The sequence below is a fragment of the Sulfitobacter sp. UBA4523 genome, assembly GCF_002388305.1.
Lineage (GTDB): Bacteria > Pseudomonadota > Alphaproteobacteria > Rhodobacterales > Rhodobacteraceae > Sulfitobacter > Sulfitobacter pontiacus.
Genome location: NZ_DGMH01000019.1, coordinates 23,877 through 49,063 on the forward strand (window position 1 = coordinate 23,877; position 25,187 = coordinate 49,063).

The following is a 25,187-nucleotide window of genomic DNA, read 5'->3' on the forward strand; positions in this document are numbered from 1 at the left end:
GAGCCCGTAGGTCAGCTCGCCCGATACAGGGTGGCAATCATGGCCGCCGACCTGCTGGAAATAGGTAAACTGCGACACTTCCATGCCGTCACACCAGACTTCCCAGCCCAGTCCCCATGCGCCCAAAGTGGGGCTTTCCCAGTCATCCTCGACAAAGCGGATGTCATGCAGCGCCATATCGATCCCGATCGCCTCAAGCGATCCGAGGTAGAGCTCTTGCAGGTTGGGAGGGCTGGGTTTGATCAGCGCCTGAAACTGGTAGTAATGCTGCAGACGGTTGGGGTTTTCCCCATAACGCCCGTCGGTCGGACGGCGCGAGGGCTGCACATAGGCGGCGGCCCAAGGGTTGGTGCCAAGCGCGCGCAGGGTCGTGGCCGGGTGAAACGTACCCGCACCGACTTCCATGTCGTAGGGCTGCAGGACCGCACAGCCCTGACGCGCCCAATAGGACTGTAGGGCGAGGATGATTTCCTGAAATGAACGGGGGCGCTGGACCGGGTCGGACATAAGATTTTGCCTTTGCTGCTGCGCGCCTTTCCTAAGGTGCTGTCGCGGTAGGGTCAATTGGCAGCTTTGTGATGATTTGCGCTGTCTCAAGCATGGTATTTTGCACAGGTTCCTGCTTATCTACTGCAAGTTTAAATCCTTGAGAGCACCCATACCTATGACGCGACTGTTTGCGGCCCTGATCGCCGCCTTGTTTATTGCCCCGTTTGCCTTTGCACAGTCTGCCGATGATGTGGTTTGGATACAGGTCGAAGCCCAGCCTAATCTGGCCGCGGCGACAGATCGCGCACGTGCCTATAGCGCCAATCTTGAGGATGTGAACGGCTTTGCCTTGGGCGGCAGCTGGTATGGAATCGCGGTCGGTCCCTATCGCCGTGATGACGCAGAGCTGTTGTTGCGCCGCTACCGCCGGGACGGGGTGATTCCGCGCGACAGCTTTATCCAGCTTTCTGAACGTTTCCAGCAGCAGTTCTGGCCCGTGGGCGCGAACGTCCTGAACATTCCGCTGATCGCACCGGTTGACCCTGCATCCCCCACCGATACTCAGACAGACAGTGAGATCACGCAAACCACCCTGCCCCCCGCCAGCGAAGCGCTGGAGCAAGAGAACACCGCCACCGCAGAGGCAGAAACCACGCAAGTCCCCGTCCTGCCAGAACCACCACGTGACGAAACCCTGGCCGAAGCGCGCGCCAGCGAACGGGAGCTTGACCGCGCGGCGCGCGAACAGTTGCAGGTCGCACTGAAGTGGGCCGGGTTTTACAATGCCTCTATCGACGGAGCCTTCGGGCGGGGTACGCGGGGGTCCATGGCCGATTGGCAAGGGGCCAACGGCTATGACGCCACCGGTGTGCTGACAACGCTGCAACGCGCCGCCCTTCTGAAACAATATAACGCCGTGCTCGAAGGTCTGGGTCTGCAGGTCGTGCGCAACGCTGACGCCGGGATCGAGATGGTGATGCCGACCAAGATCGTGGGGTTTGACCGGTTCGAGCCCCCCTTCGCCCATTACAATGGCACCGGTGACATCGACGCGCGGGTTCTGCTGATCAGTCAGGCGGGCGATCAGGATACGCTTTTCGGTCTGTATGACATCATGCAGACCCTTGAAATCGTCCCCGAAGAAGGCCCGCGCGAGCGGAAGTCCGACAGTTTCGAGCTGATCGGCGAGAACGGCCGCATCGTCAGCCAGACGCAGGTGTCGCTGCAGAATGGCGAGATCAAGGGCTTCACCCTCATCTGGCCCGCCGGGGACGAAGACCGCCGCCGCCGCGTGATTGCCGAGATGACGAAATCCTTTACCCGCCTGCCCGGTACGCTGGATGCCGCAGCGGGGGGGGGCGACCGTCAGGCTGTCGATCTGGTGTCGGGTCTGCAAATCCGGTCGCCGAAAATCTCGCGCTCGGGCTTCTTCATTGATGGGCGCGGTACTGTTGCCACCACATCCGAGGCGGTGCAAAGCTGCGGTCGGCTGACGCTGGACGACGAGACAGAGCTTGATGTGGTTGTTGACGATGCGGCCAGCGGGATCAGCCTGCTGAAACCCCGCGCAGCGCTTTCGCCATTGGATGTGGCGGCGTTCAACACCGTGCCCCCCCGTTTGCAGTCCGAAATCGCGGTTGCGGGTTTCCCCTATGAAGGCGTGCTTGGTTCTGCAACCGTGACCTATGGCACGCTGGCCGATGTGCGTGGGCTGCAAGGCGAAGAGAACATCGCCCGCCTCGCGCTAGAAGCCCGCAGCGGTGACGCGGGTGGCCCGATTCTGGATCGTGACGGGCGGGTCTTGGGCATGTTGCTGCCCCGTGCCAATGGCGCACGCGAATTGCCCGAAGATGTCGCGTTTGCGGTTGAATCCAAGGTCATCGCAGAACTCGCGCAAAAGGCCGGTGTCACCGTGGATACCACGGCCAGCAGCACCACGATCAAGCCGCAGGACCTGCGTGAAAAAGCTAAGGGCATGACCGTACTGGTCAGCTGTTGGGAATAAAGAAAACCCCGATCCCCCGTTTAACGGGGGACCGGGGTCAGTCGTTTGAACCGCCTCGGGCAGCGCCCTTGATCAGACTGCGGTCTGGGGCGTCAGATAGATCAACGTCGGGCGGTCGGCCTTGAAGGCTTGCGCCAGGACCTCTGGCAACTCCTCCAGCGATTTCGGTGCCGCGGCATAGGCTCCGTAGGCTTCGGCCAGTTTGCAAAAATCGGGATTATGGGCGATGACCGCGTTTGGCGCGATCTGCGCGCGGGTCATGCTGTCTTCGATTTCGCCCAGTTTGCCATTGTCCCACAGGATGATCGGCAAGGGCAGCCCCAGCTCTACAGCAGCCCCCAGTTCCTGCACCGTGTACTGAAAGCCATAATCCCCGATGATCGCCATGGTCGGCAGTCCGGGGCGGCCAATGGCACCACCAATCGCAGCAGGTGTTGCGTAGCCAAGCGTGCCGAACCCGTAAGGATGATGCCAATATCCGGGGCGGTCCATCTCCCAGACCTCTGTCGCGGCATAGGCAAATTGGGTCATGTCAGAGTAGACCATCGTGCCTTCGGGCGTCGCAGCCTTGACCGCGTCCACCACGGCAAGGATGCCCGGACGTTCCATATCCACTTCTGACCGCCAGCGTTTGCGCCAGCCTGCCACTTCGGCCACATTCCAACCCGCTGCTGTGCGTTCGTCCGGCAAGGCAGCGTCAAGCGCGGCCATTACCTGTACCGCATCACCAAGGATGGCAAAGGGTGCCGATTGCGGGTCCGCCAGAACCGACGGATCAATATCAACGCGCACGAGTTCGCCTGAATGGCCCAGATGATCGCGCCAGAGGTCCACCTCTGCCAGTTCGGTCCCGACGGCGATCACAAGATCCGCCTGCGCGATCACATCCACGCTGCTTTCCCGCGCGAGATAGGCCCCGAAATGCAGCGGCGCTCCGGGCGAGACGATGCCACGTCCGGCATAAGTCGTCAGGCTCGCTGCCTGCCAGCGGGCCAGCAGGGCGTCAACGTTCTGAACGCCAACGGCACCACCACCAAAGATGAACAGCGGCTTTTGCGCTGCGGCCAGCTTTTGCGCCAGAAGGTCGATCTGCGCAGAGGGCACCGCCGGCAAGGACGAGGTGACGGCAAGGGCGTGCGCGGGGGCGGCCTCTGCCTCCAGCAAGTGAATGGGAACAGAAATATGCTTGGACCGTGGGCGGCTGGTGGCAAATTCGGTCAGGGCACGGTCGATCAACTGGTAGGCCGCCGGTGCCGTCAGCGCCATTTCGGACCAGTCGCACACGGTTTCCGCCGCCGCGCGCTGATCGTTCATCTGGTGCAGCTGCCCCTTACGCGCCGCCGTTTCATCCAGGCAGGAGGACAACACCAGCACCGGCACGGAATCGCTGTAGGCCTGTCCCATCGGCGTCATCACATTGCACAGGCCCGGACCGGTGATCACATAGGCGACCCCCGGCTTGCCCGTGGCCCGGGCATAGCCATCTGCCATAAAGCCCGCCCCCTGTTCGTGCCGCGCCAGCACATGGGTCAGCCCTGCTTCCTCGATCCCGCGGTACATCTCTTGGTTATGCACGCCGGGGATGCCAAAGATAACCTCTACCCCGCGAGACTTGAGCATATGCGAAATCTGTGCCCCCAAAGGACGGGTTTGTACTGCGCTCATTATGCTCTCCAGAATTTGAATGTCAGAATGACGTATACCGCCATAAGCTCCAGCCGTCCGACCAGCATCGCGGCGGTCAGGATCCATTTTGCTGTGTCGTTAAGGGTGCTGAAATTACCTGCCGGCCCGATGATCTTGCCCAAACCCGGCCCGATGTTCCCCAAGGCCGCCCCCGCCCCCGAGATCGAGGTCACGAAATCCAGCCCCGTCATACTGAGCGCCACGGCCACCAGCCCTAATGTCAGCGTGAAGAACATGAAAAAGGACATGACCGAAATCATGACATCGCCGCTGATCGGGCGTCCGTCATAGCGCGGGGTAAAGATGCCGTGGGGTGACCGGATTCGCTGCAACTGCGCACGGATGGATGCGAACAACAGCTGATAGCGGAAGATCTTGATCGAACAGGCGGTGGACCCCGCGCAGCCGCCAATCAGCCCCGTAAAGAAAAACAGCGCCACGGGAAACGGCCCCCAGGTCATATAATCGACCGAGGCAAAGCCCGTGCCCGAAATGATTGAAGTGATATTGAACAGTGCCTCGCGCAGGGATTGCTCCCAATGATGCGGAAAGACCGACTGGATAGAGATAAAGATCAGCCCCACCAGCACCGCAATCGTCAGCAAGAAACCCTTTACCTGCGGATCACGATGCAGGGCCAAAGGGTTGCCGTTCAGCAGTTGCACGTAGCGCACGAAAGGCAGCGCCGCGAGCACCATGAAGATCGACGCCGCATATTCCGCATTGCCGCTAAAGGTACCGAAAGAGGCGTCATAGTTTGAAAACCCGCCCGTAGACACGGTGGTCAGCGCGTGGACCGTCGCGTCAAAGACGTTCATCCCCAAGGTCAGATAGGTCAGCGCACAGGCGAAGGTCAGCCAGACATAGATGACCGAGATCTGGCTGGCGATCTGCCCGGCCCGTGGCAGGATTTTACCAAAGGTATCAAAGGCTTCCGACTTGAAGATCTGCATACCACCGACGCGCAGTTCGGGCAGGAACACCATCGCCACAACAATGATACCGATGCCGCCCAGCCACTGCAGGATCGCGCGCCACAACAACAGCCCCTTGGGCAGATCATCAAGCCCGGAAAACACCGTTGATCCGGTGGTGGTCATGCCCGACATGGCCTCGAACACCGCATCGACGAAACGCGCCTCTGTCGCGCCCAGCATGAACGGCAGCGCGCCGAACAACGGCAGCATCAGCCACACGGCCGTCGTCAGCAAAAAGGTCTGCTGGATCGTCAACCCTTCCCTGACGCCGTTGGCACAGGCCAGCGCGATCATGCTGCCCCCCAGCATGGTGATCAGCCCGGCCTCGACGAAGACGGGCCAATGGCCGCGCCCTTCGGCAATATCGACCAACATTGGCACAATCATCGCAATGCCAAGCACCGACACCAATAGGCCGATGACATATCCAACTGGGCGCAAATCCAACATCTGCGCAGCGTTGGCGCGGCGGCGCGCCGGTGTCAAGGACGCGCCCTGCGGTAAAACGCAAAACGGCCCGGCAAGACACACCCGGGCCGTCAATAATCAACCTGTGAACCGATCAGACGTAATATGTGTCGCGGAAAACATGGTGCACGATGTCATCACGCTTGATACCCATCGCGGCCAGCTCTTCGTCGGTCTTGGACTGCAGGAATGTCACCTGACGCATCCGGCCCGAATTCGCACCCGCTGCGATCAAACCGTTCCAGATGGCAGCAAAAAACCCGCCGATGACGGCGAAGGGGGCTTTGATAGTGGGGACGTTGCTTTGCGAAATTGTGCTGTTGTAAGCCATAATAAACTCTCGATTTATCTTGGCATTTCTGCCGGTTACCTTGTTCTGCCTCTTAATATAACGAAGCAATCCCCAATGAGAACCGACGTTTCTGCATAGCAGCATCCCGAAGATGCCGCATCGCAGCATGGCTTTGTGCATGTTTCAAGCAAGCAGCACAAACCTCCGCGCAATAAATGCGCAGAATGAAAACATGTCAGAGTGGCTGCCCTAAAACCGTGCGAACATCAGCCGACGTGAAACAGCGTGCTGAACAGTCTGGGATCAATGCTTTGAGCCGCAAAGGTATCGCCCTGCGTCAGAACAGAGATCGCATCATGACTGTGCAGGCTTTCTTGGTGGCTGGCCACAACGCGAAAATCACCCACCCGCGGTTCGGCTTGCAACTGCTCGCAGAACAACCGCGCCGCGTCTTCGACAAAGATAGGGTTAGCGGCGTTCAGCTCCGCAAACGCCTGTTCGTCCTCGCGTTTGACCATCACCTGCGTTTCTGTCGGCACCGCGCGCCGCGCCGCGTCGATCAGGTCTTCGAACCACAGGCAGCTTTCCTCGCAGTTCACCTCGACCGAGATCCGCGCGACAGAGCGTTGCGAATGCGGCGTGGCAAGCTGCCCCCGTGTCGCACGGGCATGCTCGGACAACTCCAGCGAACAGGGACAGGTAGAGGAATAGACGTAATCAAGGTGGATGATTTTCTTGCGCGCGCCTTCGGCCTCGACCAGCTCAAGCGCAATGTCGTAATACTGGTAGCCCGACAGGCCCGACCGCAGGCTATCGATCCGTACCGGAAAGGAAAACCGCATCTGGATGCGGGCATCATAGCTTTCGAGGTCGGACTTATAATCATCCAGCGCAGCTTCCATCACCTCGAAGCTGAACACCTCATCCGCATGTTTATAGAAACTGCGCATGATGCGGGACATGTTAATGCCCTTTTTGTCTGCCTCAAGGCTGACCGATCCGGTGACCGATGTCTCGAGCGTCAGATCGCTGCCCTCGCGGGTGTGAAACCGCATGGGCAACCGAAAGTTCGATATCCCCACATGCTGGATCTGCTGTTTCGCACCACGGATCAGGCTCGACGGTCCGTTTTGCAGATCGGGCAGCGTGGCCTTGTAATTGTCACCCACGGCGAAATCACTGGGGTAATCGCGGCTGAACTGCGGGTAGTTTTCGGCGCTTTGCAGCAGACGGGCCAGCGACGGGTCCAGCGTCTCAATCTCGGCGGTGCTGGCCTTGCGCGCCCAGGCCCGCAACGTATCAAGTGCCGCAACCGCGTCATCACGGTCCGGTATCACTGTCGCGGCGATATTCATAGCAAGGCCCTTTCGCAAGTTGCCCCCTATATAGGCGATATCGGGGGCTTTACCAATGCTCCGTCCAGCCAAGCAGGCAAAGCCCCCGAGTGATCACTTCAATGTGTCCAGCGCCTGACGGATGTCGGCAATCAGATCATCCACGTCTTCAAGCCCCGCAGACAAGCGCACAAGGCCGGGGCTGATCCCCAGCGTAGCCTTCTGGTCATCCGGCAAACGCTGGTGCGTGGTGGTCGCCGGATGGGTCGCAATGGATTTCGCATCGGCGAAGTTGTTCGAGATGGTGATAATCTCGAGCGCATTAAGGAATGCAAAACACGCGTCCTTACCGCCCTTGACCTCTACCGCCAAGACAGTCCCCGCCGACGGCGCATGAGACGTGGCGAGCGCGTGCTGCGGATGGCTGGGATGCGTCGGATAGCGCACAGCGCTCAGCTTGGGGTGCCCGTTCAGCGCATCAGCGATCTTATAGGCGGCATCCGCCTGGGCACGCACACGCAGGTCGATGGTTTCAAGCGCCTTGAGGTGGGTCCAGGCGGTAAACGGGTTCATCGCGCCGCCGGTGTGTTTCATATAGGCTTCGACGGGTCCGCGGATCAGCTCTTTGGGGCCGCAAATCGCACCGCCCAGCATACGCCCCTGCCCGTCCACATGTTTCGTGGTCGAGATAATGGCGATATCCGCACCACATTCCTTGGCATAGGAAAATACCGGCGTCGCCATCGCGTCATCCGCCAGCACCAGCGCACCAACGGCATGGGCCGCTTTCACCACATGGCGCATGTCAACGACTTCCAGGGTGGGGTTCGAAATGCTCTCGAAGAAAACCATGGTCGTGTCAGGGCGAATGGCAGCATCCCAAGCCGCGTTATCCGTGCCGTCGATCAAGGTCACCTCGACCCCGAAACGCGCCAGGATATCCTCCAGCACATACAGGCACGACCCGAAAAGCGCGCGCGCGGCGACCACGTGATCGCCTGCTTTCAGCAGCGATGTCAGCGCGCCGCTGACCGCCGCCATACCAGAGGTACAGGCGAAACAATCCTCATACCCCAAAAGGCCCGAGATCCGGTCCTCGAACATGCGCACCGTGGGGTTGCCATAGCGGGCATAGATAAACTCGTCATCTCCCAGCGACTGGAACCGCGCCTCGGCTTGTTCGGCGCTGTCATAGACAAAACCCTGTGTCAGGAACACGGCCTCGGACACTTCGTTATACTGGCTGCGGCGGGTGCCACTGTGAACAGCCTTGGTCCGTGGTTTCCAATCAACGCTCATTCTCTCATCCTTCCTGTCCCGCCGTGCAGCGGGCGTAAAAAAACCCCAGACGCGGTCAAGCGAAAGGGGGCTTTCATCCTGACCTTTTAGCGGAATTTAGCAGGTATTTCTGCCCGTGGCCCGCAATCCGGTATCAAATCGCCACATGTCATCTGCTACGCCCCTCGCCCGCTCGCGTCAACTATAACAGCAAGCCGCCTTCCAAATGGCCGTAAATCCCGGGGGTGCTGCCCCATACGGGGCAGCGGGGGCTGGCCCCCGTCCTAGCTTTCGTCTTTTTCCAAACCATAGGTCTGGAACAGCCGCCCTTGCGTCATGAAAAACACAAACACCGCCGCCGTCAGCCCGAATGTCTTGAAATACACCCAAGTCTCGGTGCTGGCAAAGCGCCAGATCAGCTCGTTCGCGAGCGCCAGACCGAAAAAGCACAGCATCAGCCGTTTGGTCAGGATCATCCAGCCGGCGTCATTCAGAGGCATCATCTCTTCCATCACGAACTTGAGATAGGATTGCCCCCGCGCCAGACCGATCGCCAGCAGCACTGCAAACAAAAGGTAGATGGCGGTCGGCTTCATTTTAAAGAACCTCTCGTCATTCAGCCAAACCGACAGGCCCCCGAACAATGTCACCAGAATGACTGTGGCAACCTGCATGCGGCTGATCTTGCCCGTCAGCGCCCACAGCGCGCCCGTCGACAGGATCAACAGCGGCACAAAGGCCGCCGTCACCACGATAAAGCCGCTGTAGTCGGTGCCCCACAGGGTGAAAGTCTCGTCCTTGAAGCGCAGATAGGCGACAAAGAATATCAGCACCGGCCCGTATTCCAGCGCCGATTTGACGAAAGGGTTTATCTCGCGTGTCGTGCTCATCTTGCTCTCCAGTTATCCGCCCATTTCGACGATCACCGCGCCAAGCGCGATCAGCGCCATCAGGGCAATACGGCGCGGGCCTACGGTTTCTTTCAGCACCAACCATCCGATCAGCGCCGCAAACACGGTCGAGGTTTCACGCAGCACGGCGGCCTCGCCCACTTTGTCCAGACGGGTCGCCAGCATGATCGAGCCAAAGCTGAAAAAGGCGACAAAGCCACCGGCCACGCCACGGGTCATCAACGGGCCAAGCTCGGGGCGATCCTCCATCCGCAGCCAGCGGCGCGCGGCGATCACGGGCATGACCAGCCCGTCGATCATGAAAAACCACGCCAGAAAGGTAAACGGGTTGTCCGTCGCGCGGATGCCATAGGCGTCGAATGTCGTATAAAGCGCCACGAAAAGCCCCGTCAGCACCGCCAGCCCGAGGGCGGCGTTCAGCGTATCGCGTTCGGACACGAGGTAGACAAAGTTATACAGCGCCAGCCCGAAGATGCCGGCCACCAGCACCGCAACGCCCAACCATTGCACGCCCGAAAAGCTCTCTCCAAAAATGAGGTAGGCGCCGATCACGGTGAACAAGGGTCCCGTGCCGCGCACGACAGGGTAGACGACCGTATAGGCCCCCTTGGTGTAGGCCCAGGCCTGTAACAGCTTGTACACAATATGGATCGCCCAAGCCCCGGCAAAAATGACCCACATATGGGGCTCGGGCCACGGCACGACAAACAGCGCAAAGGGCGCCGCCATCAGGCAATAGGAAAAGTCGATCGCCCCGCGGGTCAACCACGGATCATGCCGCCCTTTCTGAAGCGCGCCAAAAACGGCGTGCAGAAAAGCCGCGGCCAGCGCAAGCCAAAGCGCCGCTTGGTGCCCCGCTGCGGTGCCTTCAATCTGGCTGATCCATTCGGTCATGTCGCCGAACCTTTATGCTGCGTCACTGCGGGTCCAGCCCCATCAAGGCATCCGCAAACTCCTGCGGGTCAAAGGGCTGCAGATCGTCGATCTGCTCGCCCACGCCGATGGCATGGATCGGCAGCCCGAACTTATCTGCAAGCGCCACCAGTACACCGCCCTTGGCCGTGCCATCCAGCTTGGTCATGACCAGACCGGAAACATCTGAAATTTCCTGAAAAACCTTCACTTGGTTGAGCGCATTCTGCCCTGTCGTCGCATCCAGCACCAACAGAGTATTATGCGGCGCGCTTGGGTCTTTCTTGCGAATGACCCGCACGATCTTGGCCAGTTCTTCCATCAGGTCGCCGCGGTTCTGCAACCGTCCGGCCGTGTCAATCAGCAGCAGATCAGCGCCGTCACGCTCCGCCTGCGTCATCGCGTCAAACGCAAGGCTCGCCGGGTCCGACCCCTGCCCTGCGGTCAGTACCGGCACGTCGGCACGGTCGCCCCAGACCTGCAATTGTTCAACAGCGGCGGCGCGAAATGTGTCACCGGCGGCAATTACGACGTTCTTGCCTGCGGCTTTGAACTGGCTGGCCAGCTTGCCGATTGTGGTCGTCTTGCCCGACCCGTTTACCCCCACCACAAGCACCACCTGCGGTGTCTTGGCATAGATCGGCAAGGGCTTGGCAATCGGGTCCATGATCCGCGCGACCTCTGTCGCCATGAGGCGCTTGATCTCGTCCACAGACAGACGCTTGCCAAAGCGCCCCTCAGCCATATTCGCGGTGACGCGCAGGGCCGTATCCACGCCCATATCGGTCGAGATCAGCAGCTCTTCGAGCTGTTCGAGCATCTCGTCATCCAGCACACGCCGCACAACAGGGGCCGCGGCGCTGCGTCCCATCAAGCGGCCCATCAGACCGGGTTTGGCCGGTGCTGGCTCGGGGGGTGCGGGCACCAGATCGGGGGCCACGGGGGTCATCGTCTCGCGCAGCGGCACGGGCGCGGGCGTATCCTCTTCATCCGCTGGCATCGGTGCGGGTTCATCATCCACCGCTTCGGGTAACGCTTGGGCCGCGGCCTGCGGCGCATCCATCACCTGATCGACAGGAATTTCATCCACCGTTTCAGGGGTATCCGTCGCCCCGCCATCTTCGACAATCGCCTCAAGCCCCTCGTCGATCTTGGACGAGGATTTGAACATTTTGGATTTCAGCTTTTGAAAAAAGGCCAAGCGCGCTCTCCGAATTGTCAGGCGTTTTCTATGATCTATAGGCTCGACCCGCGGGATGGAAGGGCGACAAGAGCAATTGACAGCAAGGGGCCCGTCGCGCACCAAGTCTGCATGCGGTTTTTATGGGTGCTCTGGGTGATACTGATGGCTGGGGCGGCGCAGGCCGAGCCGGACCAGCGTTACTGTTCCAGCACCAAATGGGGCCATGCCCACTGCATCCGCCCTGCGCATTTCGTGTATGACACGTGCAACGCGATCAAGGTCTTTTCCGAGCGGCACGGGCTGGACAGCGGATTTTTCGCGCGACTGATCTGGCAAGAAAGCCGGTTTGACCAAAACGCGTTGAGCCATGCCAATGCGCGCGGCATTGCGCAGTTTATCCCCTCCACCGCCGCGCTGCGCGGGCTGAAAGACCCGTATAATCCAGCTGATGCACTGGAACACTCTGCCCAGTATCTTGCTGAAATGACGCAGAAATACGGGAACGAAGGGCTGGCCGCGATCGGCTACAATGGCGGTGAGCGCCGTGCAGAGGGGTTTCTGGACGGCAAAGGGCTCGCCCCCGAGACGGTCGCCTATGTCCCCATCATCACCGGTCTGGACGCCGAGCAATGGCGCGATGCGCCGCCCAAAACGCCCGATTTCCGGCTCTCAAAAACGCAAGCTTTCCTGCCCGCCTGCTACGAGATGGCACGCAATCGCCGGCTGACCGCCCTAAAGGTGACACCCCCTGCCCCGGGGATCAAACCCTGGGGGGTTCAGGTATCCTTCGGGACCAGCAAGGACCGCGCGCGGGATAAAGCCAATGCCCAGACAGCAAGCTGTCGCAGCGCGGTGAAAGGACGGCGTCTGGATTTCCTGTTCAAGAAAAATCGCGTATCGCGCCGCAAGGGATTCTACTTTGGGCAATACGGCAACAACACCCGCACCGACGCCCAGCGCCTGTGCGACAGGATGCGCGCGACCGGGTGCACCTGCTTGGTGGTGCAGAACTAATTGCCCCTCTGGCGCGGAGGCTATCCCGTTCTAAACCTCGTCCGCGAAGTGTTTGATCACCAGGCGGATCGGGTTCGGCGCTGCCTGCCCCAACCCGCAGATAGAGGCATCGACCATAGCGGTCGATAGTTCTTCCAGCAGGGGTTTATCCCAGCGATCCGCCTGCATCAGCTTGACGGCTTTTTCGCAGCCCACGCGACAGGGGGTGCATTGCCCGCAGCTTTCATCCTCAAAAAAACGTAGCATATTCAACGCTGCGGCCTTGGCGCTATCTTGGTCCGACAGCACTACTACTGCTGCAGAGCCGATGAAAGACCCGTGCGGCTGCAATGTATCAAAGTCCAGCGGTATATCATCCATCGCGGCGGGCAGCAGCCCCGAAGATGGCCCACCCGGTTGATAGGCTTTGAACCGGTGCCCGTCGGCCATGCCACCCGCAGCCTCGATGACATCGGTGATCGTGGATCCCGCAGGCAGTTCATACATCCCCGGTTTGGCGACGCGCCCGGATACCGAATAGCTGCGCAGGCCCTTACGCCCGTTCTTTTCCGTGCTGTTCAGCACCTTGGGCCCTTCGCGGCAGATGCGCGCCACCCAATGCAGGGTTTCAACGTTATGCACCAAGGTGGGGCAACCAAAGATACCCACCTGCGCCACATAAGGGGGACGGTGCCGTGGCAGCCCACGCTTGCCTTCAATGCTTTCAATCATCGCGGATTCTTCACCGCAAATATAAGCCCCCGCACCGCGCCGCAGATCAATGTATCCTGCGGGAACAATGCCTGCAGTCTCGAGCGCCGCAATCTCTGTCCGAAGGAGCGCGAGCACCTGCGGGTATTCGTCCCGCATATAGAGGAACACTTTCTCTGCCTCTACGGCCCAGGCGGCGATCAGCATCCCCTCCAGGAAAAGATGTGGTACGCGTTCCAGGTACCCGCGATCCTTGAAGGTGCCGGGCTCCCCCTCATCGCCGTTGACCGCCATATAGCGCGGGCCCGCATTATCCCGCACGAACCCCCATTTCTTGCCCGACGGGAAACCAGCGCCGCCAAGACCGCGCAAACCAGCGTCGAGCAGGTTTTGCTGCACGTCCTCCCAATCGCCATCACGGCGCAGTTTCTTGAGCGCCTCATACCCCCCGCCAGCGACATAGGCGTCGAACGCTTCGTAGTCGGGCATATGCACATGGGTATCGCCTGCCGCGATGACCTGCTTCACCTTTTCCAGCGTTGCGTGGTCGACAAAGTTATGCCCGATCTCAAGCGCCGGTGCCGTATCACAACGCCCCATACAAGGCGCACGCACGACACGCACTTCTGACGCGTCCAACCCGTCTTCCAGTGCGGTTTTCAACGCCTGCGCACCGGCCAATTCGCAGGACAGAGAATCGCAAATCCGTATGGTCAACGCGGGCGGTGGTGTTTCCCCCTCTTTCACCACGTCAAAATGGGCATAGAACGTTGCGACTTCGTAAACTTCGGCCATGCTCATGCGCATTTCTTCAGCCAAAGCGCGCAGGTGCGCCGCAGAAAGATGCCCGAATTTATCTTGAATAAGATGCAAATGCTCAATCAGCAGATCGGCACGTCGCGGTTTATCCGCCAATAGGGCGCGCACCTCATCCCACGCGTCCTCTTGCAGCTGACGACCCTTGGTGTGGCTGCGCCCCTTACCCTTGCCGGATTTCCACACACCTTTGCGCGGTGCGTTTGCATCTGAGGTATCATGATTATCCAACGCCATCGGGCTGCCCTCTCGTATAGCTTTCGCATCACGCTATCAAAGCCGCATCAGCTTGCGCAGAGTAAAAGCGACCAATCCGCAGCAGTTTACGCGGTAGCTGCGGCGACCTAGGCCCTTTTTCACGCGCCGTTTCGCGTATAAGAAACACGCATCCCCAGCGGAGCCGCCCTATGTTCTGGTACAGCATCGCCAGCCTGACCCCAGCGATATTTCTGTTTCTCGCCTGTCTACGCGGCGGCCCCTGGCCCCTGATCGCGCTGCTGTCGATCACTGTGGTCGTGTTCTTCCTTGATAGGCTATCTCGCCGGCTGCCAGTGCGAAACTCTTCGGGTCGTGCTCTAAGCCTGACACTGGGCGCTGTGCATTTCACGCTTTTATCCCTTGGGGTCTGGGCGCTAGGCGCAAGCGACACGTTGAATGTGACCGACAAGCTGTTGATTTATATCGGGCTTGGTCTGTTTCTTGGCCAGATCTCGAACTCCAACGCGCATGAGCTGATCCATGCCGCATCGAAATGGCCCCGACGGATCGGCACCGCGATTTATTGCAGCCTTTTGCACGGGCATCACGTGTCGGCCCACCTGCGCGTGCATCACATCTACGTCGCAACGGAGCATGATCCGAATTCGGCCAGATTGGGCGAAGGCTTCTATACCTATGCCCTGCGCGCCCTAAAAGGCGAGTTTATGGCCGGGCTACGGGCTGAGACGCGGCAGCGGCGTGGAAAACGGCACCTGTTGTCACACCCTTATGTCACCTATGTCACCGGTGCGTTGATCACCCTCGCCGCCAGCTTTGCAATGGCCGGAGCACGCGGGGTCGTTGCGATGCTGGCGCTAGCGGCCTATGCGCAAATGCAGCTGTTGCTTTCCGACTATGTGCAACACTATGGCCTGCGCCGCAAAACATCCGAAAATGGCAAGCCCGAGCCCGTGGGCCCGCAGCATAGTTGGAATGCGCCTGCGTGGTATTCCTCGGCGATGATGCTGAATGCGCCGCGCCATTCGGACCATCACATGCGCCCCTCGCGCGCGTTTCCGGCGCTAAAGCTGACACCTGGCACCATGCCGATGCTGCCACGATCCCTGCCTGTGATGGCAGTGCTGGCGCTGGTCCCACCGCTGTGGCGTCGGGTGATGGACCGCCGTGTTGCGCGTTGGCAGCCGGTTCGCGATCAAGACTAGATCACGCCTCGGGTTTCTGGCACGCTGCGGCTATGAAACAGCTTGCCCTGATCCTCGCCCTGACACAGGCCTCCCCTTTGGCCGCGCAATCCATGATGTCCGCGGCAGAATTTGACGCCTATACACGGGGCAAAACCCTGTTCTACGCCCAAAACGGAGAGACCTACGGTGCGGAGCGGTATCTGAGCAACCGGCGCGTCGAGTGGTCGTTTCTGGACGGTGAATGCAAGTCAGGCAGCTGGTACGAAGATGCGGGCAAGATTTGCTTTACCTATGACGAGAACCCGACACCCCAGTGTTGGCGCTTTCGTGAAGGGGCGGCCGGGTTGATCGCGCAGTTCGAAAACGACCCGACCACCACCGAGCTTTACGAGGCGCAAAACAGCGGTCAGGATTTCACCTGCCTCGGCCCGAAAGTAGGGGTCTAAGACCTAGAACAGACTGCCTTGTTCGGGCGCTTTCTTGGGGGACTTTTTAGGGGCCGCCCCGCCGCCTATCTTCATCTTGCCGTCGATAAATTCAATCTCGAGCGCCGAAGCATCCTGCGCCGCTTGCTTGGTTGTCACCACGCCCCCGTCGCCGCGCACCACGGCGTAGCCCCGTGCCAGCGTCGATTTATAGCTTAGCATCTCATGCAGACGGTCAAGCCCTGCAATCTGTTTGTGCCAGCCTTGGGTCTGCCGTTGCCCGGCATCTGAAAGTCGCCGCGCAAGCGATTGAAAGGCTTCCTCTTTCCGCTTGCGGTCCTGCTCTAACGCGTCGGGGCGGAAACGGGCGATCAAACCCTCAAGACGGCGCTTTTGCTCGCGGCCCAATGCCTCGGGGCGGAAGCGATCGGCCAGGGCGGCCAGCCTGCGTTGCTCTGCCTGAAGGCTGCGGCGCAGGCTGGCAGGGCGCAACGCGCCAGAGATGTCAGAGAGATGCACCTTGCGTTTCTGCACACCCGCGGTCAGCGCCGGACCCAGACGGGCGCCGCGCATATCGAGCCGCTGGCGCGGACCATCAAGCAGGCTATCGGGCCGAGGCAAAGCGCGCGCCATGTCGCGCAACCGCTGGTCACGGCGCACAAGGCCCTGGCTGAGCGCTTGGGTCATCCGTGCCTCCTGCCCATCAAGCAGGGCGACAAGTTCATGGCGCACAGGCACCGCAAGCTCGGCTGCCGCCGTCGGCGTGGGCGCGCGCTTGTCAGAGACATAGTCGATCAGCGTGGTATCGGTTTCATGCCCCACCGCCGAGATCAGCGGAATGTCGGATGCTGCGGCTGCCCGAGCGACGATCTCTTCGTTGAACCCCCATAGATCCTCGACCGAACCGCCGCCGCGCGCCACAATCAACAGATCAGGCCGTGGAAGGGCACCCCCCGGGGTCAGCGCGTTGAACCCCGCAATGGCGCGCGCGACTTCTGGCGCGCATTTCGCCCCCTGCGCGGCGACGGGCCAGATCAGCACCTTGCGCGGAAACCGGTCGCGCAGACGGTGCAGGATATCGCGGATCACCGCCCCCGAGGGCGAGGTCACGACGCCGATCACCTCTGGCAGGTAGGGCAGCGGGCGTTTGCGTTCGGGGGCGAACAGCCCCTCGGCCGCCAGCGCCGCCTTGCGCTTTTCCAGCAACGCCATCAGCGCGCCCATGCCCGCGGGTTTGATATCCTCGATCACGATCTGGTATTTCGACTGCCCGCCAAAGGTGGTGATGCGCCCCGTGGCAATCACCTCCATCCCCTCTTCGGGTTGGGTTTCAAGCCGTGCTGACACGCCTTTCCAGATCACACCGGAAATAACCGAACTGTCGTCCTTCAGGTCAAGATAGATATGCCCCGAACGTGGCCGGCTGACACGCCCCACCTCGCCGCGAATCCGCACATGGCCAAATTCGCCCTCGATCACCCGTTTGATCGCGCCCGAAAGCTCGGTCACGGTGAATTCGGGGCTGTTCTGCCCCTCGCGCGGGTCGTCGATCAGATCCATCAGCGGTGTCTTTCCGTGTTTATCTTGTGTCGGGCTCAGTCCCAGCTTAGAACGCGCAGCAACCAAGGCCAAGGGAGTGCAACCATGAACATCCTCATTCTGGGCAGCGGCGGGCGCGAACACAGCCTGGCCTGGGCCGTATTGCAAAATCCTAAATGCGACAAGCTGATCGTGGCACCGGGCAATGCCGGAATCGCCGCCATCGCGGATTGCGCCAGTTTCGACATCAACGACGGGGCCGCGGTGGTCGGTTTTGTCGACGAAAACAACATCGATTTCGTCATCATCGGGCCAGAAGCCCCGCTTGCTGCAGGCGTTGGCGATGATCTGCGCGCTGCCGGCGTATTGGTGTTTGGCCCGTCAAAAGCGGCCGCGGCGCTGGAAGCCTCCAAAGCCTTCACGAAAGAGATCTGCGACGCCGCAAACGCCCCCACTGCCGCCTATGGGCATTTCACCGACGCAGACGCGGCGCGGGCCTATCTGGCCGACCACCCTGCCCCGATCGTGATCAAGGCCGACGGTCTTGCAGCGGGCAAAGGCGTGATCATCGCCGAAACCGATGCCGAGGCGCTGGCCGCCGTCGATACGATGTTCGACGGCACCTTCGGCGACGCGGGCGCAGAAGTGGTGATCGAAGAGTTTATGGACGGCGAAGAAGCGTCCTTCTTTGTTTTGTGTGACGGTGACACCGTGCTGCCGATCGGCACAGCCCAAGACCACAAACGCGTCGGCGACGGCGATACCGGCCCTAACACCGGCGGCATGGGGGCCTATTCGCCCGCGCCGGTGCTGACCGACGAGATCGCCGAACGTGCGTTGGCAGAAATCATCCGCCCGACCATGGCCGAAATGGCCAAGCGCGGCACGCCCTACCAAGGGGTGCTTTATGCCGGTTTGATGATCAAGGACGGTGCCCCCCGTCTGGTCGAATACAACGCCCGCTTTGGCGACCCTGAGTGTCAGGTGCTGATGATGCGCCTTGGCGCGCAGGCTTTTGACCTGATGCATGCCGCCGCGGAAGGGCGCCTGAACGAGGCCCGCGTGAACTGGGCCGATGATCATGCTGTCACCATCGTCATGGCCGCGCAAGGCTATCCTGGAAGTTATGACAAGGGAAGCGTTATCAAAGGGTTGGATGCCCTCCCCGAAGACAGCCGCAACATGGTGTTCCATGCGGGCACCGCCCAGAAAGACGGGGCGATAACGGCCATCGGCGGACGGGTACTGAACGTCACGGCGCGCGGCGACACTCTGGCCGAGGCACAGGCACGCGCCTATGAGATGGTCGAGGCGATTGACTGGCCGGGCGGATTCTACCGCCGCGATATCGGCTGGCGTGCGCTGTCCTGAGGGCGCGGCCTGCTGGTTTGACGAGACCGACCGGGGGCTTGCCCCCGGACCCCCAGGATTTTTAACCAATTGGAAGCAGGTCTGTGCTTAGTTTGGGTTGAGCGTACAGGCCTGGGCGGCGGCGATATTGCTGGCCGTGAAGGGCACGTCGAAGCTTCGCGGGCTTAGTGTTTTGCCGTCAAGCTGAAGGGCCACCATTTGCGATGGCGCACTGCGCTGCCACGGCATCTGCGCAAGTATCAATTCGGGGTGTGGGCCGCATGTGCGTATACCCCCCGCGATTTCCGGATCACCGATGCGGTGGTTGGTGAACCCCTCTGCCCTAGCAATGACGGTCAGGCGGCTGTTATCGTAAGCGAGCAGTTGCACCGAACCGGAGAGATGCGGGGTGACGACCATCGCGATCTCGAGCTGCCCATTCCCGGTGAAATCCGCCGCACCAATCGGGGCAAGCCAGCGGTTCTTCCGCCCGATAAAAGGCGTCTGCGCGATGCGTCCGGACGCGCGATAGACCGCAAGCCGCGCACCTTTGGACTGATGGCTTTCAACCACGATCACTTCGGGTTGGCCATCACCATCCAGATCCACAATCCGAGGCGATGTGTCTTCGAATACAAGGGCGTGGGGCAAGATTATGCGGCGGCTGGTGCCGTCAGCCAAGCCCAGCGTCAGGCTGCCCCATTCGACCGCATCGCCCAATACGCCGTGATCATAGCGTGTGGTCGGATCACCAAAGCTGGCGCGGGCGATGTCTTGGGCAGAAGCGGGCAGCGCATTGATCACGCATGCCGCAACGATCGGCAAAAGGCGCGACGACATATGTCGCGCCAGACGTCGCATCAGATTTGCTTTTCGGGCATTTTCACGCGCAGGCCGTCCAGCGCATCTGTAACCTTGATCTGGCAGGTCAGACGGGACGTGGCGGGATCGGGCTCGAACGCGAAGTCGAGCATATCTTCTTCCATGTCGTCCTTGGCGGGCACTTTTTCGACCCAGTCGGGATCCACATAGACGTGGCAGGTGGAGCAGGCGCAGGCACCGCCGCAGTCGGCCTCGATCCCGGGGATGTTATTGTCACGGGCCCCTTCCATGACGGTCAGGCCATTGGCCACATCGACGACATGTTCGGTGCCATTGTGTTCTACATAAGTGATCTTGGCCATCTGAATGCCCCTTCGAATTTAGAATTTCGACATATGTAAACAGCAGCCCGCGGCTTCGCCAGCCCCTTTTCACGGCTCATGCAAGGCGATGGCATTATTCACATCCCTATGGGCCTATCATCTAGGCATTGCTGCGAAAAGCCGCTAGCCTGCGACGGACCCTTTGACCCGCAAGGCCCGGCTGTGCAGTATTTCTCCCGATCACATTTAGTTCAATTTGCCTGCGCATTTACGGTTCTCGTCTCGCTCGGAGCGTGTAACGCCCCCTCCCAAGACGCAGAGGTACCCGAGCCTGGCGTTCGCGAGGCGACAACCCAGGGCCCGGCAGGGGCTGCACCGGGCAGCTGTTGGGGGCGGACCGTATCACCTGCAGTGATCGAAACGGTGACGGAGCAGGTACAGGTGCAACCGGCGCAGATCAGCTCTACCGGCGAGATTCAGTCGCTGCCGATCTACCGCACGGAAACACGGCAAAAGATTGTCTCTCCCCGTGTGGACAACTGGTTCGAGACGCCCTGCATCAGCGCGCTTACGCCCGACGTGATCGCAACGCTGCAACGTGCGTTAGAGGCGCGAGGGTTCTATGGCGGGGCCATTAATTCGGAGCTCGACGACGCGACACGGCGGGCAATGCGGGCGTATCAGATCAGCAGTGGCGGGCCCGATAGCCCCGTTCTTGCACTGGCCACCGCGCGATCATTGGGTGTCATCGCTGTAGACATCCCCGGCGTTTCTCGGGACAGCAGCGGTTAAGAAACGACCTCAAGCGGCTGGAAAACAAAACCTTTGTCGGTGACTTCACTGAAGGCAGTAATGCCAAAGACGGCTTTGACAATCTCTGTCGTCAGCGCCGCCTGTGGCAAGTCGTCTGCGACAACTGCGCCGTTGTGCAACACGATCAACCGTGTGCAATGCCGCGCTGCCAATCCCAGATCATGAAGCGAGACGAGCACCCCGCGCCCTTGGCCCGCTGCTTTGGAAAAGCTTTCCATCGCGGCGATTTGATGGGCGGGGTCTAGCCCGGCGGTGGGCTCGTCTGCGATCAGCAAGGGTGCCTCTTGCGCGAGGCTACGGGCGATCAGCACGCGCGCCTGCTCCCCACCCGATAGCTGTGTGGCGGGACGATTGCGGAAGGTGTCCAAACCCATCTGCGCAATGGCACGATCTACGGCAGCCTGATCTTCTGCCTGTATTTTCTGCCCGCCCCGTAGATGGGGTGTGCGGCCCAGTCGAATGATCGTTTCAACCGTGACCGGCCATGCAATCTCACGCGATTGGGGCATCCACGCGGCGGCACGCCCGCGCATGCGCGGGGCAAGTGCGGCGATTGAACTTTGGCCATCAGCGGGGATCAGACCCAGGGCCGCGCGCATCAAGGTGGTCTTACCGGCACCATTCGGCCCGACCAGGCCTACGACCTCGCCTTCACGTAAGGTCAGGTTGATGTCGGATAAAACGGTTTTCCGCCCCCGATAAACGGAGAGATTTTTCAATGATAGCAGGGTCATAGCCCGTCCCTCCGCGTGCGATAGATCAGGTGGAGAAACAGCGGCGCGCCCACCAATGCCGTCACAACCCCAAGCTTGAGATCACGGTCGGGCACCACAAGGCGCACAAGGATATCCGATGCGAGGATCATCGCCGCGCCGCCAAGTGTCGCGGCCCATAGCAGCGCCCCCGGTCGCGCGCCAACAAAGCCACGTAGCAGGTGCGGCATGACCAGCCCCACAAACCCGATCGCCCCCGCCACGGCGGTAGAGGCACCAACGACCGCCGCCGTACCGATAATGACCGTGAGGCGAAGCCGGAATAGGTTGATCCCCATCGCCTCTGCCGCGTCTTCGCCCAAGGTCAGCGCGTCAAGCCCACGCCCGAGGGTCGCCAACAGGACACCGCCCCCAAGCAGAAAGGGCATCGCGATCCAGACATGGGTCATGGACCTGTCCGCCAGAGAGCCCATCATCCAGAATACGATCTCATTCGCCGCATAGGGGTTCGGCGACAGGTTCAGCACCAGCGAGGTCAATGCCGCAGCAAAGGCCGATATTGCGATACCAGCGAGGATCAGCGCCAGTGACGTGCCCCGAGGGCCTGCCAATAGCAGCACTAGCAGCACCCCCAGCAGGGCACCGCCAAGCGCCATTGCGGGAAGCGCGAGTGTTGCAAGCGCGGCCAATCCGGTCTGTATCGCCAGCACAGCCCCCAACGCCGCAGAGCCCGATACCCCGATCAACCCCGGATCCGCCAAGGGGTTGCGCAGATAGCCCTGCATCGCAGCGCCAGAAAGCCCCAAGGCACCGCCGATCATCACGCCCAATAGCGCACGCGGGAGCCTTATCTCGCGCATGACGGTGGCCAGCGGGCCGCCCTGCCCGGTGACCAACGCGTTCAAACTGTCGCCCATGGATGCGCTGGACGGGCCAATCAGCAGCGACCCGACAAATAGCACGCACACAAGGCTGCCGAGACCAAGCGCCAGTACCGTTGACCGCGCCATCAGTAACCGACCCGAGCATATTGGCACTTCACTTGCCCCACTGCATAGGGCGCAACACTTAACATTGGGTGAATGGATATGCTCATCGTTCCGCTCATGATTTCTCCCCGACCCTCCTAGTCTCATCACAGTTGCGCGCAACCTTCGAGGGGCGTTTGGATACTGACGCAATATAAGCTCACACACCCGTGAACTTTTCCACGCGCTACGGCGTTGAGGTTTAAATCCTTCAACTGCTGGAGCCATATTTGGAACATCTGCCCTCAATCCGGCGCTCGCTTCAGTTGCTGGTCCTGATTTCCCTTTTCGTCACCGCGTATTTCGCCAAGGACTTGATATTGCCCATTGTTCTGGGCTTTTTGCTTGCCCTGACCCTGTCGCCCGTGGGCCGTGCGCTTTATCGCATCGGCGTGCCGCATCCTGTGTCGGCCTTTTTGCTGGTGACCGCGACGAGCTTGGTGATTGCTGCCGTGGTTTTACTGTCCGCGGGCACCGTGGCGATCTGGAGCGACGAGATCCCGGAAATGGGCCGCGAGATCCAGATAAAGCTGAGCGGCGTGAGCAATGCGGTCGAAACGATGCGATCTGCCTCGGAAGAGGTAGAGAAACTGGGCACCGAAACCGGCGGCAAACCGCAAGAGGTCGTCGTGCGCCAACCTGGATTGCTCGATACCGCGATGGATACGGTGAGCAAAACTGGGGCGTCGCTGGCGGTGATCCTGATTCTGGCGCTGTTCTTACTTGGCTCTGGCGAGTTGTTTTACTTAAAACTTGTGCAATCCATGCCGACGTTAACGGAAAAGAAACGTGCGCTGCATACGGTCTATGACGTGGAGAAGCGGGTGTCGCGCTACCTGCTGACGATTGCCACGATCAATGCCGTGCTCGGCATATTAGTCGGGACCTATCTGACAGTGCTGGGCTTGCCGTCGGCCTATATCTGGGGGATCGCGGCGTTCATGCTGAACTTCCTGCCTTATATCGGCGGGTTTGCGGGGGTGCTCTTGGTCGCGGGTTTCTCTCTCGTGACGTTTGATACCATCGGTTATGCGATGTTGGCCCCGATCGGTTACCTGACGCTGACCCTCTTAGAGGGGCAGATTATTACCCCGTGGCTGGTCGGGCGCCGGTTGGAGATGAATACCGTCGCGGTATTTCTGACTGTGGTGTTTTGGGGGTGGCTATGGGGCATCCCCGGCGCATTGGTCGCGGTGCCCTTTCTTGTGGTGTTCAAAGTCGTTTGCGAGAACTTTGAACCGCTTCATACCATCGGGAATTTCCTGTCCGCAGAGCAGGTTAAACCCGATGATATGAAGGATCAGGAAGTCATGTCAGCCAGCGAGTGAGGGCAGCCACAACACGATGGACGGGAAGGCCACCAACAATGCGATTGTCACGGCATCCGCGATAAAGAACGGTGTCACGCCCTTGAACACGTCCTGAACGCTCAGGTCAGGTCGTACCCCTGCAACCACAAAGCAGTTGAGGCCAATGGGAGGCGTGATCAGACAGAACTCTGCCATCTTCACCACCAGGATTCCGAACCAGATCGCACACATCGGCCCCGACATGCCAAAGGCGCTATCCGCGGCAGAGACGAACTCGCCCCCGTTCAACGCCATGACGGCAGGATAGACGACCGGAAGTGTCAGAAGCAGCATGCCAATCGCATCCATGAACATCCCCAGCACCGCATAGGCCAGCAGGATGCACACGAGGATCAGGATCGGAGAAGCCTCAAGCCCCGAAATCCAGTCGGCGAACGCGCCCGGCAGATCGGCAAAGCCCAGGAACCGAACATAAATCAGCACGCCCCAGATGATGGTAAAGATCATCACCGTCAGCTTCGCGGTTTCAAGCAGCGCGTCCTTGAGCTCGGCCCACCGCATGCCGCGATAAAGCGCCATCAGGAACACGATAAACGCGCCCACGGCCCCGCCCTCTGTTGGGGTGCCCCATGCGTCGCCGAAAGGGTTGTAAACAAAGAAAATAATGATGATCACAACCGCAAAGATCGGCATGGCGGCAGGGAGAGACGCGAACCGTTGCTTCCAGGTAAAGCCGCTTACAGGGGGGCCGACGCTTTTCCAGATGGTCGCAATGCCCACGATCAGGACGGCATATACGATGGCCGAAAACGCACCGGGGATAAAGCCCGCCAGAAGCAGCTTGCCCACGTCTTGTTCAACGATGATCGCATAGATGACAAGAATCGCTGACGGCGGGATCAAAGAGGCCAACGTGCCCCCGGCCGCCACGACGCCCGCCGCGAATTTCTTGTTGTAGCCAATCGCCAGCATCTCGGGGATGGCGATGCGGGCAAACACCGCTGCCGTCGCGACCGAAGCACCGGAAACCGCCGCAAAGCCCGCGGTTGCAAAGACGGTCGACACAGCAAGACCGCCGGGCAGCCAAGCAATCCAGCGTTTTGCGGCCTCGAACAAGGCGCGGGTCAGACCGGCGTAATAGGCAAGAAAGCCGATCAGAATAAAGGTGGGAATCAAGCTTAGCGTCTGGCTCGACACTTTGGAGTGTGGCACCTGTCCCGCGGTCTTGATCGCGACCGTCAGCGCCCAGTCCAGCTCGGACCACTGCATGCCTTTCTTGGACCAAAAGATCCAGATCAGGCCGACCAGACCCGCCATTGCCGCGGCGAAAGCAACGCGCATACCGAGCACCACCATAAGCAGCAGCCCGCCCGAGACCCATAGGCCAATTTCAATAGGATCCATAA

23 protein-coding genes are annotated in these 25,187 nt (G+C 60.5%); 7 read left to right on the forward strand and 16 right to left on the reverse strand.

All coding sequences use genetic code 11. The features are described from left to right. A partial coding sequence (locus B3849_RS04070) for a glycine--tRNA ligase subunit alpha (RefSeq protein ID WP_286779854.1) occupies window positions 1-507 on the reverse strand: 507 nt, incomplete at its 3' end. Window positions 508-664: 157 nt separating this feature from the next. On the opposite strand from B3849_RS04070, the gene B3849_RS04075 reads away from it, so the two are divergent. Then, a complete protein-coding gene (locus tag B3849_RS04075; protein WP_286779855.1) occupies window positions 665-2,494 on the forward strand; it encodes a serine protease in 1,830 nt (609 codons plus the stop codon). Window positions 2,495-2,566: 72 nt separating this feature from the next. On the opposite strand, the gene B3849_RS04080 is transcribed toward B3849_RS04075, so the two are convergent. From B3849_RS04080 to ftsY, 8 genes are all read right to left on the reverse strand, one after another. Further along, window positions 2,567-4,114: a 5-guanidino-2-oxopentanoate decarboxylase gene (locus B3849_RS04080; protein WP_414718014.1), complete on the reverse strand. Its 1,548-nt coding sequence runs from the start codon at window positions 4,112-4,114 to the stop codon at window positions 2,567-2,569. A 44-nt stretch (window positions 4,115-4,158) separates the two neighbouring features. Beyond that, on the reverse strand, window positions 4,159-5,607 hold the full coding sequence (locus tag B3849_RS04085; RefSeq protein ID WP_037945061.1) for a TrkH family potassium uptake protein: 1,449 nt from the start codon (window positions 5,605-5,607) through the stop codon (window positions 4,159-4,161). Between the two features lie 112 nt (window positions 5,608-5,719). After that, window positions 5,720-6,097, reverse strand: coding sequence for a hypothetical protein (locus B3849_RS04090; protein WP_278425951.1), 378 nt, complete (start codon window positions 6,095-6,097; stop codon window positions 5,720-5,722). 86 nt (window positions 6,098-6,183) lie between these two features. Next, window positions 6,184-7,272: a GTP cyclohydrolase FolE2 gene (folE2, locus tag B3849_RS04095; RefSeq protein ID WP_278425950.1), complete on the reverse strand. Its 1,089-nt coding sequence runs from the start codon at window positions 7,270-7,272 to the stop codon at window positions 6,184-6,186. Window positions 7,273-7,365: 93 nt separating this feature from the next. Then, window positions 7,366-8,550 (reverse strand): aminotransferase class V-fold PLP-dependent enzyme, encoded by a 1,185-nt coding sequence (locus B3849_RS04100; RefSeq protein ID WP_132997343.1) that lies wholly within the window; start codon window positions 8,548-8,550, stop codon window positions 7,366-7,368. Between the two features lie 263 nt (window positions 8,551-8,813). Beyond that, the gene (locus B3849_RS04105) at window positions 8,814-9,419 is read right to left on the reverse strand and encodes an inner membrane-spanning protein YciB (protein WP_005854205.1); all 606 of its coding nucleotides are present in this window, start codon (window positions 9,417-9,419) and stop codon (window positions 8,814-8,816) included. A 12-nt stretch (window positions 9,420-9,431) separates the two neighbouring features. Continuing rightward, complete coding sequence (locus B3849_RS04110) at window positions 9,432-10,334, reverse strand: DMT family transporter (protein WP_005854206.1); 903 nt, start codon at window positions 10,332-10,334, stop codon at window positions 9,432-9,434. A gap of 22 nt (window positions 10,335-10,356) precedes the next feature. Then, on the reverse strand, window positions 10,357-11,553 hold the full coding sequence (ftsY, locus tag B3849_RS04115; RefSeq protein ID WP_278425949.1) for a signal recognition particle-docking protein FtsY: 1,197 nt from the start codon (window positions 11,551-11,553) through the stop codon (window positions 10,357-10,359). Window positions 11,554-11,664: 111 nt separating this feature from the next. Between ftsY and B3849_RS04120 the strand changes: the two genes are divergently transcribed. Next, entirely contained in the window at window positions 11,665-12,549 is an 885-nt protein-coding gene (locus B3849_RS04120; protein WP_278425948.1) for a lytic transglycosylase domain-containing protein, read from the forward strand. 30 nt (window positions 12,550-12,579) lie between these two features. Here the strand turns inward: B3849_RS04120 and B3849_RS04125 are convergent, their stop codons facing one another. Next, window positions 12,580-14,292 carry an NAD(P)H-dependent oxidoreductase subunit E gene (locus B3849_RS04125; protein ID WP_278425947.1) on the reverse strand — a complete coding sequence of 571 codons (1,713 nt, stop codon included), beginning with the start codon at window positions 14,290-14,292 and terminating at the stop codon, window positions 12,580-12,582. A 170-nt stretch (window positions 14,293-14,462) separates the two neighbouring features. Here B3849_RS04125 and B3849_RS04130 point away from each other — a divergent pair, with 170 nt between their 5' ends. After that, window positions 14,463-15,476 carry an alkane 1-monooxygenase gene (locus tag B3849_RS04130; RefSeq protein WP_278425946.1) on the forward strand — a complete coding sequence of 338 codons (1,014 nt, stop codon included), beginning with the start codon at window positions 14,463-14,465 and terminating at the stop codon, window positions 15,474-15,476. A gap of 32 nt (window positions 15,477-15,508) precedes the next feature. Beyond that, the gene (locus B3849_RS04135; RefSeq protein ID WP_278425945.1) at window positions 15,509-15,904 is read left to right on the forward strand and encodes a hypothetical protein; all 396 of its coding nucleotides are present in this window, start codon (window positions 15,509-15,511) and stop codon (window positions 15,902-15,904) included. Window positions 15,905-15,907: 3 nt separating this feature from the next. On the opposite strand, the gene xseA is transcribed toward B3849_RS04135, so the two are convergent. Next, window positions 15,908-17,443 carry an exodeoxyribonuclease VII large subunit gene (xseA, locus tag B3849_RS04140; protein ID WP_278425944.1) on the reverse strand — a complete coding sequence of 512 codons (1,536 nt, stop codon included), beginning with the start codon at window positions 17,441-17,443 and terminating at the stop codon, window positions 15,908-15,910. An 84-nt stretch (window positions 17,444-17,527) separates the two neighbouring features. Here xseA and purD point away from each other — a divergent pair, with 84 nt between their 5' ends. After that, entirely contained in the window at window positions 17,528-18,793 is a 1,266-nt protein-coding gene (gene purD / locus B3849_RS04145) for a phosphoribosylamine--glycine ligase (RefSeq protein ID WP_278425943.1), read from the forward strand. Window positions 18,794-18,880: 87 nt separating this feature from the next. On the opposite strand, the gene B3849_RS04150 is transcribed toward purD, so the two are convergent. Together B3849_RS04150 and B3849_RS04155 are read right to left on the reverse strand one after the other, a co-directional pair. Continuing rightward, window positions 18,881-19,576: an FG-GAP repeat domain-containing protein gene (locus tag B3849_RS04150; RefSeq protein ID WP_278425942.1), complete on the reverse strand. Its 696-nt coding sequence runs from the start codon at window positions 19,574-19,576 to the stop codon at window positions 18,881-18,883. 56 nt (window positions 19,577-19,632) lie between these two features. Continuing rightward, window positions 19,633-19,956 (reverse strand): 2Fe-2S iron-sulfur cluster-binding protein, encoded by a 324-nt coding sequence (locus B3849_RS04155; protein ID WP_005854231.1) that lies wholly within the window; start codon window positions 19,954-19,956, stop codon window positions 19,633-19,635. A gap of 372 nt (window positions 19,957-20,328) precedes the next feature. Between B3849_RS04155 and B3849_RS04160 the strand changes: the two genes are divergently transcribed. After that, a complete protein-coding gene (locus B3849_RS04160; protein ID WP_278425941.1) occupies window positions 20,329-20,709 on the forward strand; it encodes a peptidoglycan-binding domain-containing protein in 381 nt (126 codons plus the stop codon). On the opposite strand, the gene B3849_RS04165 is transcribed toward B3849_RS04160, so the two are convergent. Continuing rightward, window positions 20,706-21,464 carry an ABC transporter ATP-binding protein gene (locus tag B3849_RS04165; protein WP_278375442.1) on the reverse strand — a complete coding sequence of 253 codons (759 nt, stop codon included), beginning with the start codon at window positions 21,462-21,464 and terminating at the stop codon, window positions 20,706-20,708. The genes B3849_RS04160 and B3849_RS04165 overlap by 4 nt on opposite strands. Continuing rightward, a complete protein-coding gene (locus B3849_RS04170; protein WP_286779856.1) occupies window positions 21,461-22,453 on the reverse strand; it encodes a FecCD family ABC transporter permease in 993 nt (330 codons plus the stop codon). The genes B3849_RS04165 and B3849_RS04170 overlap by 4 nt, the downstream gene beginning before the upstream one ends. A gap of 284 nt (window positions 22,454-22,737) precedes the next feature. Here B3849_RS04170 and B3849_RS04175 point away from each other — a divergent pair, with 284 nt between their 5' ends. Further along, on the forward strand, window positions 22,738-23,799 hold the full coding sequence (locus B3849_RS04175) for an AI-2E family transporter (protein ID WP_139283770.1): 1,062 nt from the start codon (window positions 22,738-22,740) through the stop codon (window positions 23,797-23,799). Here the strand turns inward: B3849_RS04175 and B3849_RS04180 are convergent. After that, window positions 23,785-25,185, reverse strand: coding sequence for a TRAP transporter large permease (locus B3849_RS04180; protein ID WP_005854245.1), 1,401 nt, complete (start codon window positions 25,183-25,185; stop codon window positions 23,785-23,787). The two genes, B3849_RS04175 and B3849_RS04180, sit on opposite strands and share 15 nt — an antisense overlap. Between the last annotated feature and the right edge of the window lie 2 nt (window positions 25,186-25,187).